The 16578-nt window shown below is 72.1% G+C and carries 15 protein-coding genes; 7 read left to right on the forward strand and 8 right to left on the reverse strand.

Annotated features, from left to right (window positions below; all coding sequences use genetic code 11):
* Window positions 1–7 precede the first annotated feature (7 nt).
* Both KWI83_RS38490 and KWI83_RS13610 read left to right on the forward strand, forming a co-directional pair.
* Window positions 8–778 (forward strand): hypothetical protein, encoded by a 771-nt coding sequence (locus KWI83_RS38490; protein ID WP_308122051.1) that lies wholly within the window; start codon window positions 8–10, stop codon window positions 776–778.
* Window positions 779–1112: 334 nt separating this feature from the next.
* Complete coding sequence (locus tag KWI83_RS13610; protein ID WP_218514613.1) at window positions 1113–1778, forward strand: pyridoxal 5'-phosphate synthase; 666 nt, start codon at window positions 1113–1115, stop codon at window positions 1776–1778.
* A 12-nt stretch (window positions 1779–1790) separates the two neighbouring features.
* On the opposite strand, the gene KWI83_RS13615 is transcribed toward KWI83_RS13610, so the two are convergent.
* The 3 genes from KWI83_RS13615 to KWI83_RS13625 are packed head-to-tail and all read right to left on the reverse strand — an operon-like array spanning window position 1791 to window position 3295.
* Complete coding sequence (locus tag KWI83_RS13615) at window positions 1791–2393, reverse strand: GNAT family N-acetyltransferase (protein ID WP_218514614.1); 603 nt, start codon at window positions 2391–2393, stop codon at window positions 1791–1793.
* Window positions 2394–2450: 57 nt separating this feature from the next.
* On the reverse strand, window positions 2451–2846 hold the full coding sequence (locus tag KWI83_RS13620; RefSeq protein ID WP_218514615.1) for a Zn-ribbon domain-containing OB-fold protein: 396 nt from the start codon (window positions 2844–2846) through the stop codon (window positions 2451–2453).
* Window positions 2843–3295 carry a DoxX family membrane protein gene (locus KWI83_RS13625; RefSeq protein WP_218514616.1) on the reverse strand — a complete coding sequence of 151 codons (453 nt, stop codon included), beginning with the start codon at window positions 3293–3295 and terminating at the stop codon, window positions 2843–2845. Before KWI83_RS13625 ends, KWI83_RS13620 begins: the two co-directional genes overlap by 4 nt.
* 314 nt (window positions 3296–3609) lie before the next feature.
* Between KWI83_RS13625 and KWI83_RS13630 the strand changes: the two genes are divergently transcribed.
* The 3 genes from KWI83_RS13630 to KWI83_RS13640 all read left to right on the forward strand — a co-directional run bounded on the left by KWI83_RS13630 (window position 3610) and on the right by KWI83_RS13640 (window position 8017).
* On the forward strand, window positions 3610–4875 hold the full coding sequence (locus KWI83_RS13630; RefSeq protein ID WP_218514617.1) for an NAD(P)/FAD-dependent oxidoreductase: 1266 nt from the start codon (window positions 3610–3612) through the stop codon (window positions 4873–4875).
* 128 nt (window positions 4876–5003) lie between these two features.
* Window positions 5004–7232, forward strand: coding sequence for an acetate--CoA ligase family protein (locus KWI83_RS13635; RefSeq protein WP_218514618.1), 2229 nt, complete (start codon window positions 5004–5006; stop codon window positions 7230–7232).
* Complete coding sequence (locus KWI83_RS13640; RefSeq protein WP_218514619.1) at window positions 7229–8017, forward strand: enoyl-CoA hydratase/isomerase family protein; 789 nt, start codon at window positions 7229–7231, stop codon at window positions 8015–8017. Before KWI83_RS13635 ends, KWI83_RS13640 begins: the two co-directional genes overlap by 4 nt.
* Before the next feature lie 9 nt (window positions 8018–8026).
* Here the strand turns inward: KWI83_RS13640 and KWI83_RS38495 are convergent, their stop codons facing one another.
* Window positions 8027–8212 (reverse strand): hypothetical protein, encoded by a 186-nt coding sequence (locus KWI83_RS38495; protein WP_256362220.1) that lies wholly within the window; start codon window positions 8210–8212, stop codon window positions 8027–8029.
* A 660-nt stretch (window positions 8213–8872) separates the two neighbouring features.
* Here KWI83_RS38495 and KWI83_RS13650 point away from each other — a divergent pair.
* Entirely contained in the window at window positions 8873–9460 is a 588-nt protein-coding gene (locus tag KWI83_RS13650; RefSeq protein ID WP_218514620.1) for a flavin reductase family protein, read from the forward strand.
* A gap of 16 nt (window positions 9461–9476) precedes the next feature.
* Here the strand turns inward: KWI83_RS13650 and KWI83_RS13655 are convergent, their stop codons facing one another.
* Complete coding sequence (locus KWI83_RS13655) at window positions 9477–11846, reverse strand: SpoIIE family protein phosphatase (protein ID WP_218514621.1); 2370 nt, start codon at window positions 11844–11846, stop codon at window positions 9477–9479.
* Between the two features lie 90 nt (window positions 11847–11936).
* Entirely contained in the window at window positions 11937–13250 is a 1314-nt protein-coding gene (locus KWI83_RS13660) for an MFS transporter (protein WP_218514622.1), read from the reverse strand.
* Between the two features lie 83 nt (window positions 13251–13333).
* On the opposite strand from KWI83_RS13660, the gene KWI83_RS13665 reads away from it, so the two are divergent.
* Window positions 13334–14431 (forward strand): GlxA family transcriptional regulator, encoded by a 1098-nt coding sequence (locus KWI83_RS13665; protein WP_218514623.1) that lies wholly within the window; start codon window positions 13334–13336, stop codon window positions 14429–14431.
* Here KWI83_RS13665 and KWI83_RS13670 read toward each other — a convergent pair.
* Window positions 14353–15402 carry a Zn-dependent alcohol dehydrogenase gene (locus KWI83_RS13670; RefSeq protein WP_218514624.1) on the reverse strand — a complete coding sequence of 350 codons (1050 nt, stop codon included), beginning with the start codon at window positions 15400–15402 and terminating at the stop codon, window positions 14353–14355. The genes KWI83_RS13665 and KWI83_RS13670 overlap by 79 nt on opposite strands.
* Window positions 15402–16559 (reverse strand): acyl-CoA dehydrogenase family protein, encoded by a 1158-nt coding sequence (locus KWI83_RS13675; RefSeq protein WP_218514625.1) that lies wholly within the window; start codon window positions 16557–16559, stop codon window positions 15402–15404. Before KWI83_RS13675 ends, KWI83_RS13670 begins: the two co-directional genes overlap by 1 nt.
* Between the last annotated feature and the right edge of the window lie 19 nt (window positions 16560–16578).

Below are 16578 nucleotides of genomic sequence, written 5' to 3' on the forward strand. Positions count from 1 at the left end.
ATCAGCGGTGAAGCTGTACCGCGAGGGAAGCCACAGTGAGGAAGTCGGGCGCGCCTTGCTCTCTCAGATTGGCGAACTGGCCCAGATTGCTGGATGGATTGCCTCTGATGCTGGGCGTCATGAGGAAGCCGAACGCATTTATAAGCTGGGCATGAGTGCGGCCCAGCAGGCGGAGGACAGAACGCTGGTCGGCAATCTTGCCGGATCACTCGCCTACCAATACAGCAACACGGGGCAGGAACAGGAAGGGGTCGCGCTTGCTCGGGCGGCGCTCGATCAGACGGGCGAGGATGCGCCCGCGAAGGCGCGGGCGCTTTACCTCGATCGTGTGGCCTGGGCTCATACCAAAGCTAATGAGGCGCAGCCTGCAATGCGTGCCCTGGGCGAGGCGTCCGAGGCGTTGGCCGAAGATGGCGAGGGACGTGAATCACCCCAGTACCTCTATTGGGTTGATGCAGGCGAGTTGCAAGTCATGGAATCGCGCGTCTATACGGAACTGAAACGCCCGCTGCGCGCGGTGCCGTTGCTGCGGGAAGTCCTCGCCCGGTACGACGCCACGCACACGAGAGAGCTTGCTCTCTACCTGTCTTGGCTTGCCGTTGCATTGGCGGACGCCAACGAACCGGAGGAGGCGGCAGCGACGGCCCAACGGGTCATCACGCTTTCCGCGGACGTTGCGAGCGAGCGAACGGCAGAGCGCGCAAAGGTAGTCCTGCAGAGGCTGGAGGAACACCGCGACGTGCCGGAAGTGCGGGAAGTCTTGGACGAGGCAGCGTGAGAGGACGAGGGGAAGAGACTTAGCACGGGAAATGCTCCGGACCAGGCGCCCAGTGGGGGCATGCCGGACGTGCCTCAATTTCGCCCAGCCTCACAGTATCCGGCCAGCGATTCAGGCGCCTGTTTTTTGTGATCTGCAACGGACCACTTGCGCCCGGACTTGTCCTGTGACACACGCAGGCACTCACGGCCCGTGAGGATGTCCACGGTGACGGCTGCGGCGGTCATAGCTGCGGTGTTTGCGCTGTTGAAAGGCATGTCGGCAGGATTCCCGCTTACCGACAACTAGAAAAGTGGACGGCCCCGGCCCCGGGGCGCCCGCGATACTCGACGGCATGGAACCGGATCTTCACGAGTTGCTGAGGTCGCTGCGGGTGTGGGCCCCCGGGGTCACGACCCTGCCCGCCTTCGACCCGGCCGCCGCGCCCGCGGACCCGCTGCCGCTGTTCGCCTCCTGGTTCGCGGAGGCGGTGGCGGCGGGCCAGCCGGAGCCGCACACCATGTCGCTGGCCACGTCGGACGAGGAGGGCCTGCCCGACGTACGGACGGTGATGCTGCACGGCGCGGACACCGACGCCTGGACCTTCGCGACCCACGCGACCAGCCGGAAGGGCCGACAGCTCGCCGCGCGGCCGTATGCCGCCCTGGGCTTCTACTGGCACGTCCAGGGCCGCCAGATCCGCGTCCGCGGCCCGGTCACCACGGCCCCGCCCGCCGAGAGCCTGGCCGACCTGCACGCCCGCTCGACCGGCGCGCTGGCCGCCGCGCTGACCGGACGGCAGAGCGAGCCGCTGGAGTCCCTGGAGGCTCTCGCCCAGGCGTCGGAGACGGCGTGGGCCCGGGCGCAGGAGGATCCCGAGGCGCCGTCGCCGACCTGGACGCTGTACCGGCTGCGCGCGGACGAGGTCGAGTTCTTCCAGGGGGACGAGCGACGGCGGCATGTGCGGCTTCGGTACGTCAGGAGTGGTGGGGGGTGGGGCAAGGAGCTGCTCTGGCCGTGACGGCCTCGGCCTTCACGGGTGTTCCACCGGCGGGTCCGTCGCCAGGCGGGCGTGCAGGTGGACGTCCCGGAAGGCGTCCCGGCGGTCCGCCTCCCACATCGCGCCGCGCAGGGTCCCCTCGTACGGGAAGCCGCAGCGGTCGGCTATCCGGCAGGAGGCGTCGTGGCCCACGGCGTGCCCGAGTTCCAGCCGGTGCAGGCCCAGGTCGGTGAGGGCCCAGTGGGCGGCGAGGGTGAGGGCGTGGGTGGCGGCGCGGTGGCCGCGGGCCTCGGGGAGGACCCAGTAACCGACGCGGGCGACGCGGAAGACGTGGTCGATCTCGTTGACGCCGATGTGGCCGAGGGTCGTACCCGTCTCCGCGTCGGTGATGCGGAAGGACGCGCTCGTGCCGTTCGCCGCGTTGTCGGCCTTGGCGCGGAGGGAGGCGCGGGCGGCGGCGAGGTCGGTGACCGGGGCCAGGGGTGTGTTCCAGCGCCGGAACTCCGGGTCGGACAGGCCACGCAGCCAGGTCGCGACGTCCGCGTCGGAGGCCGGGTCCCAGCGGCGCAGGCGCAGGCCGTGGCCGTACAGCTCGGGGTGGGGGTGGGTGAGGGACCGCGCGTTCATGAGGGCCATCGCCCCATTCAATCCCGTCGGCCGCCGCGTTTCACCCGGAATCCCGGCCGCCGGGTTTCACCCCGGATTCGGCTGGATCCGGAAGACCGGGACGCCCTCCCGGAAGGCGACCTCCAGTTCCATCCCGGCCCGCAGCTCGCCGCCCCCCACCACCTCCGTCATCATCCGCGGCCCTTCGGCGAGGTCGACGACGGCCGCGATGTACGGGGTGCGCTCGCCGAAGGGCGGGAGGTCGTTGCGGTGGACCACGGACCAGGTGTAGAGGGTGGCGCGGCCGCTCGCCTCCTCCCAGGTCACGTCCTCGCTCCAGCAGTGCGGGCAGAACTCGCGGGGGTAGTGATGCGCCCGCCCGCACGCCCCGCACCGCCGCACCAGCAGCCGCCCGCGCGCGGCCGCGTCCCAGTACGTCCGCGTGAAGGCGTCCGTCTCCGGTACGTCGTACCGCGCACTCACTGGAACCACCCCAGCGCGCCGTCCAGGGACCACGTCTGCCAGGACATCCCGAACAGCGCGACCGCCGAGATCAGCGCCATCATCAGGTTCTGCCCCTGCTCGGCCCAGTCGTGGATCATGAGCACGAAGTAGACGGCGTTCAGCAGCAGCCCGCCGACCAGGGCGATCGGGGTCAGGAAACCGGTGATCAGGCCGAGCCCGAGGGCGAGTTCGGCGTAGGCGACGACGTACGCCATCACGCGCGGCCGGGGCGCGACCACGGTCTGGAAGCCCGAACGCACCGCCTTCCAGCGGTGCTTGGCGGCCACGTCGGCGGCCCAAGCGATGCCGGAGCCGCGTTCGAACCACGCCTTCTTGTCCTTGTGCCGCCAGCTCTCCAGCCACCACAGCCCGAGCCCGATCCGCAGCACGGCCAGCCATTCGGCACCGGTGAGCCAGATCGTGTCCATGGACCTGACGGTACGTCAGATGGTGTGGGTGAGGAAGACCCGTGCGCCACGTGAAGCACCGGACAGTGAAGCGCAGGACCGTCACCATGAGGGGCGGACGTAACACCTCAGAGGGAACTCCTTCTCGAACGCGGCTTCCGTCTCTCCGTCACGGCCGGAGGCCGCACCACCCGCTCCCACCTCCCCGTATCGCACACAACCGATCCCCCTGTGCCACAAGCCCCACCCACTCCTCCCCCACCCGTGATCAATCCGCAACCAATTCCGGTCTTGACCGAGACCCATCAAACCGGCATGTGGTTACGCTCCGGACCATGCCCGACTCCACAGCGCCCACCAACGATGAGGAACCGAAGGTCGCGAGCCCCCAGGCCGTCACAGTCCCGCGGCAGAAGGGCAGCCGTACCGATCGGCAGGCGCCCGCCGATCGGCCCGTCTACGTCATCGGCGCCGGTCCCGGTGGACTCGCCGCCGCCCATGCCCTGCGGTCCCGGGGGATTCGGGCGATCGTGCTGGAGAAGTCGGACCGCGTCGGCGCCTCCTGGCGGCGGCACTACGACCGGCTGCGCCTGCACACCACCCGGCGCCTGTCCGCCCTGCCCGGACTGCCGATGCCACGCCGGTTCGGCCGGTGGGTGTCGCGGGACGATGTCGTGCGGTACCTGGAGAAGTACGCCGAGCACCACGAACTGGAGATCGTCACCGGCGTCGAGGTGTCCCGCGTCGAGCGGGCACCCGACGGCTCCGGCTGGCTGCTGCACGCCACCGGCGGCCGCAGGCTGACCGGCGGCGCGGTCGTCGTCGCCACCGGCTACAACCACACCCCCCGCATCCCGGACTGGCCCGGCCGGGACACCTACACCGGGGAGTTCCTGCACGCCTGCGCGTACCGCAACCCCGCGCCCTACGCCGGCCGGGACGTCCTCGTCGTCGGCGTCGGCAACACCGGCGCCGAGATCGCCGTCGACCTCGTCGAGGGCGGGGCGTCGCGCGTACGGCTCTCGGTGCGCACCGCGCCGCACATCGTCCGCCGCTCCACCGCCGGCTGGGCCGCCCAGTACAGCGGCATCCTCGTCCGCCGCCTCCCGGTCGGCCTGGTGGACCGGCTCGCCCGGCCGCTGGCCAGGCTCAGCGTGCCCGACCTGACCGAGTACGGCCTGCCCCGCCCCGACACCGGCCTGTACAGCAGGGTCACCGAGGGCGCGGTCCCGGTCCAGGACGTCGGCCTCATCGACGCGGTCCGCCAGGGCAAGGTCGAGATCGTGGCCGCGGTGGACGGCTTCGACGGCGACCGGGTCGTCCTCGCCGACGGCGACCGCATCGGCCCGGACGCGGTGATCGCGGCCACCGGTTACGTCCGCGCGCTGGAACCGCTGGTCGGCCACCTCGACGTCCTCGACGACCGGGGCAGGCCGGTCGTGCACGGCGCCCGCGCCCCGAAGAACGCCCCCGACCTGTACTTCACCGGCTTCACCAACCCCATCAGCGGCATGCTCCGCGAACTCGCCATCGACGCGGAGAAGATCGCCGGAGTCATCGCCCGGAGAAGCGCCGACCGGGTGTCCCGCGTCCCCGGCTGACCGACGACCCCAAGGGGCCCGGCACACCCCGGGATTCCGCCCGCACGACCGGTTCCTGACTCAGTGTCGGTTCAGTAATCTGACACTGCGTCAGTTACCCACGCCGTCACACAGAAGCGGGCGGACCGATGCTTGGATCAACCCACGGCACCCTCACCACCGACGCCCGCCGGGCCCGGGTCATCGCCTGCGGCGACGGGCGGCCCGGCCCCGCCGTCCACGGCCGTGCGGCCGACGTGGACGACCTCGACGTCAGCGGCCGCGCGCTGTACGCCGACGTCCCCGACCTGGACCGCCTCTTCCGCCCCGAGTCCGTCGCGGTGATCGGCGCCTCGGACGCCGAGGGACGCCCGAACACCGGCATCACGCGACAGCTGATCAGCTGGGCCGAGCGGGTCGGCGCGCGGCTGCACCCGGTGCACCCCACCCGTCAGTCCGTCTTCGGCATACCCTGCGCGCCCTCCGTCGCCGACCTGCCCGAACAGGTCGACCTCGCCGTCCTGCTGGTCGCCGACCCGCTCCCCGTCGTCGATGAACTCGCGGAGGCCAAGGTCAGGTTCGCGGTGGCGTTCGCCTCCGGCTTCGCGGAGACCGGCGAGGAGGGCGCCGTCGCGCAGGCCCGGCTCGCCACCGCCGTCCGCCGCTGCGGAATGCGTCTCCTCGGCCCGAACACCAACCTCAACGCCTTCGAGGACTTCCGGCAGGACCTGGACGGACCGGCGATCGCGCTCATCACCCAGTCCGGCCACCAGGGCCGCCCGGTCTTCGCCCTCCAGGAACTCGGCATCCGCCTCTCCCACTGGGCCCCCACCGGCAACGAGGCCGACCTGGAGACCGCCGACTTCATCTCCTACTTCGCCGAGCGCCCCGAGGTCGGCGCCATCGCCGCCTACGTCGAGGGACTGAAGGACGGCCGCTCCTTCCTGCTCGCCGCCGACCGGGCCGCCCGGCGCAAGGTGCCGGTGGTCGCGGTCAAGGTGGGCCGCACGGAGACCGGCGCCCGCACGGCCGCCTCCCACACCGGCAAGCTGACCGGCGCGGACGCGGTGGTGGACGCGGCGATGCGGCAGTACGGCGTGATCCGGGTCGACGGCCTCGACGAACTCCAGGACACCGCGGCCCTGCTGGCCCGCGCCCGCCCGCCGCGCGCCGAGGGTGTGGCCGTCTACTCGATCTCGGGCGGCACGGGCGCGCACGTCGCCGACCTGGCGACCGCGGCGGGACTGCGCCTGCCGGTGCTGTCCGAGGCCCGGCAGGCCGAGCTGCACCAGTGGATCCCGCCGTATCTGAGCGTGGCCAACCCCATCGACAACGGCGGTCACCCGGTGGGCGACTGGCGCGGCCGGAAGATCATCGACGCGATCCTCGCCGACCCGGAGGTCGGGGTGCTGATCTGCCCGATCACCGGTCCCTTCCCGCCGCTCAGCGACCGGCTCGTGCGGGACCTGGTGGACGCGGCGGAGCAGACGGACAAGCTGGTGTGCGTGGTGTGGGGTTCGCCGGTCGGCACCGAACCGGCGTACCGGGAGGTGCTGCTCGGCTCCTCGCACGTGGCCACCTTCCGTACGGTCGGCAACTGCCTCACCGCCGTCCGCGCCCATCTCGCCCACCACCGCTTCGTCCGCGACTACCGCTCCCCCTTCGACGACGCCCCGCGCACCCCCTCGCCCTCCTTCCGCAAGGCGCGCGAGCTGATGCGGCCGGGACAGCAGCTGAGCGAGCACGCGGCAAAGCAGCTGCTGCGCGCGTACGGCATCCGGGTGCCGCGCGAGCAGCTGGTGACCAGCGCGGCGGCGGCCGTGCGGGCGGCGGGGCTGGTCGGCTACCCGGTGGTGATGAAGGCGTCCGGCGCCCAGCTCGCCCACAAGACCGAGCTGGGCCTGGTGAAGATCGGCCTGACCTCGGCCGCCCAGGTCCGCGACGCCTACCGCGAGCTGACCGACATCGCCCGCTACGAGGGGGTCGCGCTGGACGGCGTCCTGGTCTGCCAGATGGTCGAGCAGGGCGTCGAGATGGTCGTCGGCATCACCCACGACGACCTCTTCGGGCCGACGGTGACCGCAGGCCTCGGCGGCGTCCTCGTCGAGGTCCTGCGCGACGCGGCGGTACGCGTCCCACCCTTCGGCGAGCACGATGCCCACGACATGCTCACCGAACTCCGCGGCCACGCCCTCCTCAACGGCGTCCGCGGCCGCCCCCCGTCCGACGTGGACGCCCTCGTCGAGGTCATCCTGCGGGTGCAGCGCATGGCCATGGAACTGGGGGACCAGCTCGCGGAACTGGACATCAACCCACTGATGGTCTTGCCGCGCGGGCAGGGAGCCGTGGCGTTGGACGCGTTGGCGGTGTGCCGGTGAAGCCGTCGATACACCACCGGACCGAACAGCACGTCACCCACCTCACGCTCGATCGCCCCGAGGCCCTCAACGCCCTCACCCCGGACATGCGCGACCACCTGATCGCCCTGCTCACCGACGCCTCCGCCGCCCCGGACGTACGGGCCGTCGTCCTCACCGGCACCGGACGCGGGTTCTGCGCGGGCGCCGACCTGCGGGGCGGTGCGGTGGCCGGGGAACGGATCCCCGGCGATGTGTCCCGGACGCTCCGTCTCGGCGCCCAGCGGCTGATCGCCGCCGTCCTCGACTGCGAGAAGCCCGTCATCGCGGCCGTGAACGGCACGGCGGCGGGCCTCGGCGCTCATCTGGCGTTCGCCTGCGACCTCGTACTCGCCGCGGAATCGGCCAGGTTCATCGAGGTGTTCGTACGCCGGGCCCTCGTGCCGGACGGCGGCGGCGCGTACCTGCTCCCCCGCCTGATCGGACCGCAGCGCGCAAAGGAGCTGCTGTTCTTCGGCGACGCGCTCCCCGCCGCCGACGCCGAGCGCCTCGGTCTGGTCAACCGGGTCGTGAGGGACGGGGAGTTGGACAAGACGGCCGGGGAGTGGGCCACGCGCCTCGCCGCCGCCCCCACCCGCGCCCTCGCCCTCACCAAGCAGCTCGTCAACGCCTCCCTCGACACCGACCGCACCACCGCCTTCGCCGCGGAGGCCGCCGCGCAGGAGATCAACATGACGACGGAGGACGCCCGGGAGGGACTGGCGAGCTTCGTGGAGCGCCGGTGTCCTGAGTTCCGGGGGCGGTGAGTACGAGACTCAGTCCCGCTGGAGGATCCACAGGTCCGGTGCGTCCATGTCACCGAACGGCACGAACAGCTCCGGCTCGTCCTCCGTGCCGCCGATCACCCAGTACGTCTGCTGCCCACACCCGTCGTCGAGCCGTACGACCACACCGTCACGTCCCTCCCGGTCGAGGAGCCAGGTGCCGGGGCCATCGCACACAGCGAAGGGCGGCTCTGACCGTCCACGCCCCGCCAGACCCCGGCCAGCTGCCCGGCGGACAGCTTCGGCGGCTCGTACTCCTCGACGAGTCCGATGGCCGTGGCCAGGGCCGCGCCCCCGAAGGCCAGCACGAACAGCCCGAAGCAGCCGAAGCAGCCGCTCCCTCACACGCCCACCGCCCCCACTTGCGGCCGGTGACCCGGGCGCGCCGGCGGGCGAACGCGACCCCGAGCACGGGGAGCGCGCCCAGCGCCGCGAACGCCAGGGCCGTCGCCATGAACGGCCAGTCCCACAGCACCGCGGGCAACGCCGCCCAGCCGGCGCCGAACAGCGCGGCGTACAGCAGGTGCCACGCCCAGTCCGGCCCCCGGAACCGTACGGCCGAAGGATGCGCCAGCAGGGCCGCCGGGACGATCTGCACGACCACGTGCACCAGACCCAGCACCAGCAGCACGGACGGCGCGGCGACGAACAGGAACAGCAGGCCGAGGGACGAATAGCGGCGACCGTCCGATCGGCGTCCGTCCAGCTCAGCCGGGCACGGCGGACCGCCCGGCCGATGTTTCCCCACCCCATGAGGCGGAGCGTACGCCGGGGTCTCGCGGGGGTTCGCCGACACTCTTCCTATCTGACGATCCGTCAGCTTCAATGGTCGGTGTGATGGGACAAGCAGGGACGGCCGAAGCCGCCGTCCGCTACCTCAGGGCGACCGGGGTCCACCCCGCCGAACCCCTGCCTCGCCCGCGCCTGCGCTGCGTCGGCGACGACGAGCGCGCGCCCGTGGACCGGCAGGAGTTCCGCCGCGTCCTCGGACACTTCGCGACCGGCGTCACGGTCATCACCGCGCCCGCCGCCGACGGTCCCGCCGGTTTCGCCTGCCAGTCCTTCTCCTCCCTCTCCCTCGACCCACTCCTCGTCGCCTTCATGGTCGGCCGTACGTCGACGACCTGGCCGCGCATCGCCCGCGCCGGGGTGTTCTGCGTGAACGTCCTGAGCGCCGGACAGGGCGAGCTGTGCCGGGGCTTCGCGGTGAGCGGCGGAGACAAGTTCGCGGGGGTCGCCTACGACACCGCGCCCGTCTCCGGCTCACCCCGCCTCGCGGGCACCCTCGCGTGGGTCGACTGCACGATCCACGCGGTGCACACGGGCGGGGATCACCTCATCGTGGTGGGGCGGGTGGCGACGCTGGGCACGGGCGACAACGAGGACGGGGCGCCTCTGCTGTTCCACAAGGGGCGCTTCCTCTGAGGCCGCTCCGCCAGAACTAGGGGATGGCCAGCTCGGCCCAGATGGTCTTCCCGGACGAGGTGTAGCGCGTGCCCCAGCGCTGGGACACCTGGGCGACCAGGAACAGGCCGCGGCCTCCCTCGTCGTCCCGGCGCGCTCGCCGCAGGTGAGGTGCGGTGTGGGCATGGTCGGAGACCTCGCACAGCAGGGAGCGGTCCCTGATCAGCCTCAGCATGACCGGCCCGGTGGCGTACCGGATGCTGTTGGTGACCAGCTCGCTCACCACGAGGGCGGCGCTGAAGGACAGTTCGGGCAGGCCCCAGCTCTCCAACTGACGCTCGGTGACCGCGCGGGCGTGAGCCACCATGGCCGCGTCGGACGGCAGCTCCAGGTCCGCCACATGGTCGGCGTCGAGCCGCCGGGTGCGGACGAGCAGCAGCGTGGCGTCGTCCGCCTGTGGTCCGGGCGGCAGGGTCGACAGCGCCCGGTCGCACAGCTCCTCCAGGGGGCTTCGTTGCCAGGTGAGCACATGGGCAAGGCGATCGATGCCGGTGTCGATGTCGGTGTGCCGGTCCTCCACGACGCCATCGGTGAAGAACGCCACGATGCTGCCGTTGGACAAGCTCAGCTCCACGTTCTCGTAGGGCAGGGTGGCCAGCCCCAGGGGCGGTCCCGGCGCCAGCGCGGACAAGGCCACCGAGCCGCTCGCGTCGGCGACGAGCGGCGGGGGATGGCCCGCGCTCGCCCAGACGCAGCGGCCGCTGACCGGGTTGTAGATCGCGTACAGGCAGGTCACCCCGAGCCCCTCGTCGCTCAGCCCGTCATCGGCGTAGGGTTCCGCGTCCTGCGCGACCAGGCCGTCCAGCCGGGTGAGCAGCTCGGCCGGGTCCAGGTCCAGCAGGGCCAGGGTCCGTACGGTGGCGCGCAGTCGGCCCATGGTCGCGGCCGCGTGCACGCCGTGGCCCACCACGTCGCCGACCGTCAGGCCCACTCTGGCACCGGACAGCGGGATCAGGTCGAACCAGTCGCCGCCCACGCCCATGCGGCTGTCGGCAGGCAGGTAGCGGTAGGCCACGTCGACCGCGCTCTGCTCGGGCAGGTGCTGTGGCAGCAGGCTTCGCTGCAGTACCAGGGCTGCCGCATGCTGGCTGGTGTAACGGCGGGCGTTGTCGATGCCGACAGCGGCTCGCTCGGCCAGTTCCACGGCGAGCGTCTGCTCCTCGGGCCCGAAGGGGTCGGGGTTGCTGCTGCGCCGGAAGGTGGCGAGGCCCAGGACCGCGTCGCGGGTGAGCAGCGGGACGAAGAGGCAGGAGTGCGAGGCGGCCGGTCCCGTCTCACCCGGTGCCTCGGGCGGGGCGGCGTCGACGACGAGGTGGCTGGTGGCCAGACTCAGAGCCTGCGGTGACGACGGTGGGTAGGAGACGGGAGTGGTGCGGAAGTCTTCCGGGGTCCGGCCGTGCATCCGCAGGAGATTGTGCCCCGGCGCCGAGCCCGTCGGCGGCTGCCGTCCCTCGATGACCGCCGGCGGCAGGTCCACCAGCACCTCGTCGGCCAGCTGCGGTACCGCCACGTCGGCAAGCTCCGCGGCTGTGCGCCGCACGTCCAGCGAGGCGCCGATGCGCTTTCCCGCCCGCACCAGCAGCGACAGTCGTTCCTGGGCGCGGTAGCGGTCGGTGATGTCCAGGGACTCCTCGAACAGCCCCAGCGGTTCGCCCCGCGCGTCCACCAGCCGGTGGTAGGAGCAGGACCAGACGTGCTCGCGCACCGGGTCGGCGGGGGCACGCCCGCGATAGTGCATGCCCATGATCGGTTCCCCGGTCGCCATCACGTGCTCCATCACCTGGTCCTCGTCCGGGGGATGGTGGCGGGAGATGAACTGGCCTTCGGGAAAGAGATCCGCGGCCGGTCGGCCGATGTACTGGGCGATCCCGGCGAGCTCCTTGTCGGTGGAGACGTTCCCCCAGACGACGCGCTTGTCGGTGTCGAAGATCGTCAGGCCCACGGGCGACTCGGTCGCCAGTCCCTGCAGCATCGCCAGCTGCGCCTCCCAGCCGCGCAGCGCCTCCAGGTCGGCCGCGACCACGACGGTCGCAGCGGCGCCCTGGTCCACGAGCGGGCTGACGGTGACGGCCACGCGCAGTACGCGTCCGTCCCGACAGCAGAGGTCCAGGACGGTGCTGCGGGGCTTGTGCGCCTTGCAGAGGGCGGACAGTCGCTGCCCGGGGGTCGCCAGCAGCCGGGCGGCCGACCGGCCGAGCACGTCCTCGGGCGGGTGTCCGAGGAGGCGCTGGGCCGAGGATCCCCACCCGGAGATGCGACCGTCGGCGTCCAGTACGGCGGCGGCGGCCCTGCACAGGTCCAGAGGGCTGTGGAAATCGACGTTGGCCGCATTCGGAAAACGATCCATGGCACCGCTTCCCTTCGTGCACCCTCAGCATCCCGTGCCGCACGACGGACGACAACCGCACGGGCGATCACCACCTGCACGTGCATACACCTAGCTCACGGCGGTCGCTGTCGCCTTCGGCGTGCCGGTGCCCCGCCGGATCACCAGCGCCATCAGCGCCGCCGCCGCACACAACGCCCCCGCTGCGTACCACACCACGTCGTACGCCCCGAACACATCCCGCGCGACCCCGCCGAGGAAGGCCACCGCGGCCGCCCCGACCTGGTGCGACGCCAGCACCCAGCCGAACACGATCGCGCTGTCCTCCCCGAAGTGCTCCCGGCACAGCGCCATCGTGGGCGGCACCGTGGCGACCCAGTCGAGGCCGTAGAAGACGATGAAGAAGATCATCGGGGGGTGCACGCTGGGCGCCAGCAGCATCGGCAGGAACAGCAGCGAGATGCCCCGCAGCGCGTAGTACACCGCCAGCAGCCGCCGCGCGTCGTAACGGTCGGTGAACCAGCCGGAGGCCACCGTGCCGACGACGTCGAACACCCCGATGACCGCGAGCAGCGAGGCCGCCGTGGTGATCGGCATGTGGTGGTCGTGGGCGGCGGGCACGAAGTGGGTCTGGATCAGGCCGTTCGTGGAGGCGCCGCAGATCGCGAACGTCCCGGCCAGCAGCCAGAAGGGCCCCGTCCGGACGGCGGAGAGGAGCACGGTCACCGCCCGCCGCGCCGCGCCCGGCACGGGAGGCGGCTTCGGTACGAACTCCTGCGCGCCGTACGGCTTCAGGCCCACGTCCGCCGGATGGTCCCGCAGCAGCAGCCACACGAACGGCACCACCGCGAGGGCGGCGAGCGCCACCGTGACGGCGGCCGGACGCCAGTTGTGGTTCTCCACGATCCAGGACAGCACCGGCAGGAAGATCAGCTGCCCGGAGGCCGAGGCCGCGGTGAGGATGCCGGTGACCAGGCCGCGCCGCTCCGTGAACCAGCGGTTGGTGACGGTCGCCGCGAACGCCAGCGCCATCGAGCCGGTGCCGAGGCCGACCAGCAGGCCCCAGCACAGCAGCAGCTGCCAGGGCTCGGTCATCCACACCGTCACGCCCGAGCCGATCGCGATCACGGTCAGCGCGACCGCGACCACCCGCCGGATGCCGAAGCGGTCCATCAGCGCGGCGGCGAAGGGCGCGGTCAGGCCGTACAGGGCGAGGTTGACGGAGACCGCCGCGCCGATCGTGCCGCGCGACCAGCCGAAATCCTCGTTCAGCGGGTCGATCAGCAGCCCCGGCAGGGAACGGAAGGCGGCCGCGCCGATGATGGTCACGAAGGTGACGGCGGCGACGAACCACGCGCGGTGGATGCGCGGACGACGAGGCTCCGGTTTCTGGAGGGCTGCGGCGGCTTCTGTTGTCTGAGTCACGTCATAGACCTTCCGGCCCGTGATCGCCCGCATCCAGTGGCCCGAGGGACAGCGTTCGTTAGGATCGGGCCATGGATCGAGTCATGGATCGAGCCCGGGACACGGCCACCCGGCCCTTCCGCCCCCACCGTGTCGTCGTCCTCGCACTCGACGGACTGCTCCCCTTCGAGCTGGGCATCCCGCACCGGATCTTCGGCCGTCCCAAGGACGCCCTGGGGCGGCACCTGTACGAGGTCGTCACCTGCTCGGTCCGGCCGCCGGGCCCGGTCGAGACCGACGCCGACTTCTCCCTGCACGTCGGCAACGGCCCCGAGACCCTCGCCACCGCCGACACGGTGATCATCCCGGCGTCGTACGAACTCGGCCCGGTCCACGAGGAGGGCGTGCTGACCGACGAACTGGCCGCCGCCCTCGCCCACCTCCGCCCCGGCACCCGCCTGGCCTCCATCTGCACCGGCGTGTACGTCCTCGCCGCCGCCGGCTACCTGGACGGCCGCCCGGCGACCACGCACTGGGCCGACGCCGAGCGCCTCCAGCGGCTCTTCCCGCGCGTCAGGGTCGACCCGGACGTGCTGTTCATCGACGACGGCGACATCCTGACCTCGGCGGGCGTCGCGGCCGGCATCGACCTGTGCCTGCACATCGTGCGCCGCGACCACGGCACGGCGGTCGCCAACGACGTGGCCCGGCGTACCGTCGTACCCCCGCACCGCGACGGCGGGCAGGCGCAGTACATCCAGCGGCCCGTGCCCGATCCGCAGCAGGCCTCCACGACCACCGCGCGCGCGTGGGCGCTCGGCCGGCTGCACGAGCCGATCCAGTTGCGGGACATGGCCGCGCAGGTGGCCATGTCGGTACGCACCTTCACGCGCCGGTTCCGCGAGGAGGTCGGCGTCAGCCCCGGCCAGTGGCTCACCCAGCAGCGCGTCGAGCGCGCCCGCCACCTGCTGGAGTCCACCGACCTGTCCGTCGACCAGGTGGCCCACGACGCGGGCTTCGGCACGGCGCAGTCGATGCGGCAGCACCTCCAGGCGGCGCTCGGGGTGACGCCGACGGCGTACCGGCGCACGTTCCGGGCCGGGCACGGACGGGGTGACGCCCGTCAGAACGTGAGCACCGCCCGCGCCACCCGCCCCGCCTCCGCGTCCGCCCGCGCCTTGTCGAAGTCCTCCACCGGGTAGGTCCTGCTCACCAGTTCGTCGAGCAGCAGGCGGCCCTGCCGGTACAGCTCGGCGTACAGGGCGATGTCCCGCTGGGGGCGTGAGGAGCCGTAGCGGCAGCCGAGGACGGACTTGTCCAGGTACATCGACGACACCCGGAAGGACGCCTCGGCCGTGGCGGGCGGGACACCGAGGAGGACCGCCTGGCCGTGCCGGTCCAGCGCGTCGATGGCCTGCCGGATCAGCTCCACCCGCCCCACGCACTCGAAGGCGTGGTCCACGCCGGTCGGCAGCAGCTCCGGTACGCCGTCCATCGACGTGAGGAAGTCGGTCGCGCCGAACTGCCGGGCCGCCGTCTCCTTCGCCGGGTTGGTGTCCACGGCCACGATCCGCAGGGCGCCCGCGAGCCGCGCGCCCTGCAGGACGTTCAGCCCGATGCCGCCCGTGCCGATCACGAGGACGCTGTCACCGCGGTCCACCCGGGCCCGGTTCAGCACGGCACCCACCCCGGTCAGCACCCCGCACCCGATGAGCGCCGCCGACGGGAGCGGAATGTCGTTCGGAATCCGGACCGCCTGCACCGCCTGCACCACGGTCCGCTCGGCGAACGCCGAGTTGGCGGCGAACTGGTGCACCGGCAGGCCGTCCCGCGTGAAGGGCCGCCCCGGCCGCCCGATCGCCCGCCGGCACATCGTGGGCCGCCCCCGGTCGCAGTCGGAGCAGGTCCCGCAGTTGGCGAGCGTGGACAGCGCCACATGGTCGCCGGGCACCACATGCGTGACACCCTCCCCCACCGCCTCCACCACACCCGCGCCCTCATGCCCCAGCACCACAGGAACCGGGAAAGGTATGGTCCCGTCCACCACGGACAGATCGCTGTGACACAGCCCGGCCGCCGCGACCGCCACCCGCACCTCACCGGCCCGGGGACCCCGTACCTCCAGGTCGTCCACGACCCGGACCTGCTTCCCGTCGAAGACCACGCCCCTCATCACGACGCTCCCTCGGGTTCCCTCGGCAGACCGAGCACCCGCTCGGCGATGATCGTGCGCTGGATCTGGTCGGAGCCGCCGTAGATCGTGTCGGCCCGGGAGAACAGGAACACCTGCTGCATCGCGTCGAGTTCGTACGGCGCCGAAGGCGACCAGTCCACCGGCCCCACCCCCGCCACCGCGCCCCGCACCTGCATCGCCAGTTCCCCGAGCCGCTGATGCCAGCCACCCCACAGCAGCTTCGCCACACTCGGCGCCCCCGCCTGCGCCGCCGAACCGCCCAGTGTCCGCAGCGCGTTCCACCGCATCACCCGCAACTCGGCCCACTGCCGCACCAGCCGCTCCCGTACGAGGGGATCGCGCACCGCTCCCGAGTCGACCGCCGCCCGCACCACCCGCCCCAACTCGGCGGCGAAACCGATCTGCTGGGCCAGTGTCGACACCCCCCGCTCGAACCCGAGCAGACTCATGGCGACCCGCCAGCCGGACCCCTCTCCCCCCACCACGTGCTCCACGCGCGCGCGTGCCCCGTCGAAGAACACCTCGTTGAAGTCGCTGGCGCCGGTGAGCTGCCGGATGGGCCGCACCTCGATCCGCCCGGGCTGGTCCATGGGCACGAGGAGAAAGCTCAGCCCGTGGTGCCGCCGCGACCCCGCCTCGGTCCGGGCCAGCACGAAACACCAGTCCGCCTCGTGCGCCAGCGAGGTCCAGATCTTCTGCCCGGTGACCCGGTAGCAGGCCCCGCCCGGATCACGTACCGCCGAGGTGCGCACCCCCGCCAGGTCCGAGCCCGCGCCCGGCTCGCTGTACCCCTGGCACCACAGCTCGTCCCCCGCGGCGATCGGCGGCAGAAAACGGGCCTTCTGCTCCTCGGTGCCGTGCGCGATGAGGGTCGGCGCGAGCAGATTCTCACCGATGTGCCCGGACCGCGGCGGCGCGCCCGACCGGGCGTACTCCTCGGCCCAGACGACCTGCTGAGTCAACGACGCCGTCCGGTTGCCCCAGCCGCCCGAGGCCCACCCGAGCCCGATCCACCCGGCCTTGCCGAGGGTTCTTTCCCAGCTACGCCGGTCCGCCGCATCACCGGCGTGCGCGCCCAGCCACGCCCGGCACTCCGCACGGAACGCCTCGTCCTCCGCCGTGAACCCGAACTCCATCAGGGCCCTCCCAACAATT

It is taken from the genome of Streptomyces sp. TRM70350 (genome assembly GCF_019219825.1).
In the GTDB taxonomy this organism is placed as follows: domain Bacteria; phylum Actinomycetota; class Actinomycetes; order Streptomycetales; family Streptomycetaceae; genus Streptomyces.

What these genes read in the sequence shown, in the direction of transcription:
- KWI83_RS13610 (WP_218514613.1), top strand. Translation starts at nt 1,113, where the DNA reads ATGGAACCGGATCTTCACGAGTTGCTGAGGTCGCTGCGGGTGTGGGCC.
- KWI83_RS13615 (WP_218514614.1), bottom strand. Translation starts at nt 2,393, where the DNA reads ATGGCCCTCATGAACGCGCGGTCCCTCACCCACCCCCACCCCGAGCTG.
- KWI83_RS13625 (WP_218514616.1), bottom strand. Translation starts at nt 3,295, where the DNA reads ATGGACACGATCTGGCTCACCGGTGCCGAATGGCTGGCCGTGCTGCGG.
- KWI83_RS13630 (WP_218514617.1), top strand. Translation starts at nt 3,610, where the DNA reads ATGCCCGACTCCACAGCGCCCACCAACGATGAGGAACCGAAGGTCGCG.
- KWI83_RS13635 (WP_218514618.1), top strand. Translation starts at nt 5,004, where the DNA reads ATGCTTGGATCAACCCACGGCACCCTCACCACCGACGCCCGCCGGGCC.
- KWI83_RS13650 (WP_218514620.1), top strand. Translation starts at nt 8,873, where the DNA reads ATGGGACAAGCAGGGACGGCCGAAGCCGCCGTCCGCTACCTCAGGGCG.
- KWI83_RS13655 (WP_218514621.1), bottom strand. Translation starts at nt 11,846, where the DNA reads ATGGATCGTTTTCCGAATGCGGCCAACGTCGATTTCCACAGCCCTCTG.
- KWI83_RS13665 (WP_218514623.1), top strand. Translation starts at nt 13,334, where the DNA reads ATGGATCGAGCCCGGGACACGGCCACCCGGCCCTTCCGCCCCCACCGT.
- KWI83_RS13670 (WP_218514624.1), bottom strand. Translation starts at nt 15,402, where the DNA reads ATGAGGGGCGTGGTCTTCGACGGGAAGCAGGTCCGGGTCGTGGACGAC.
- KWI83_RS13675 (WP_218514625.1), bottom strand. Translation starts at nt 16,559, where the DNA reads ATGGAGTTCGGGTTCACGGCGGAGGACGAGGCGTTCCGTGCGGAGTGC.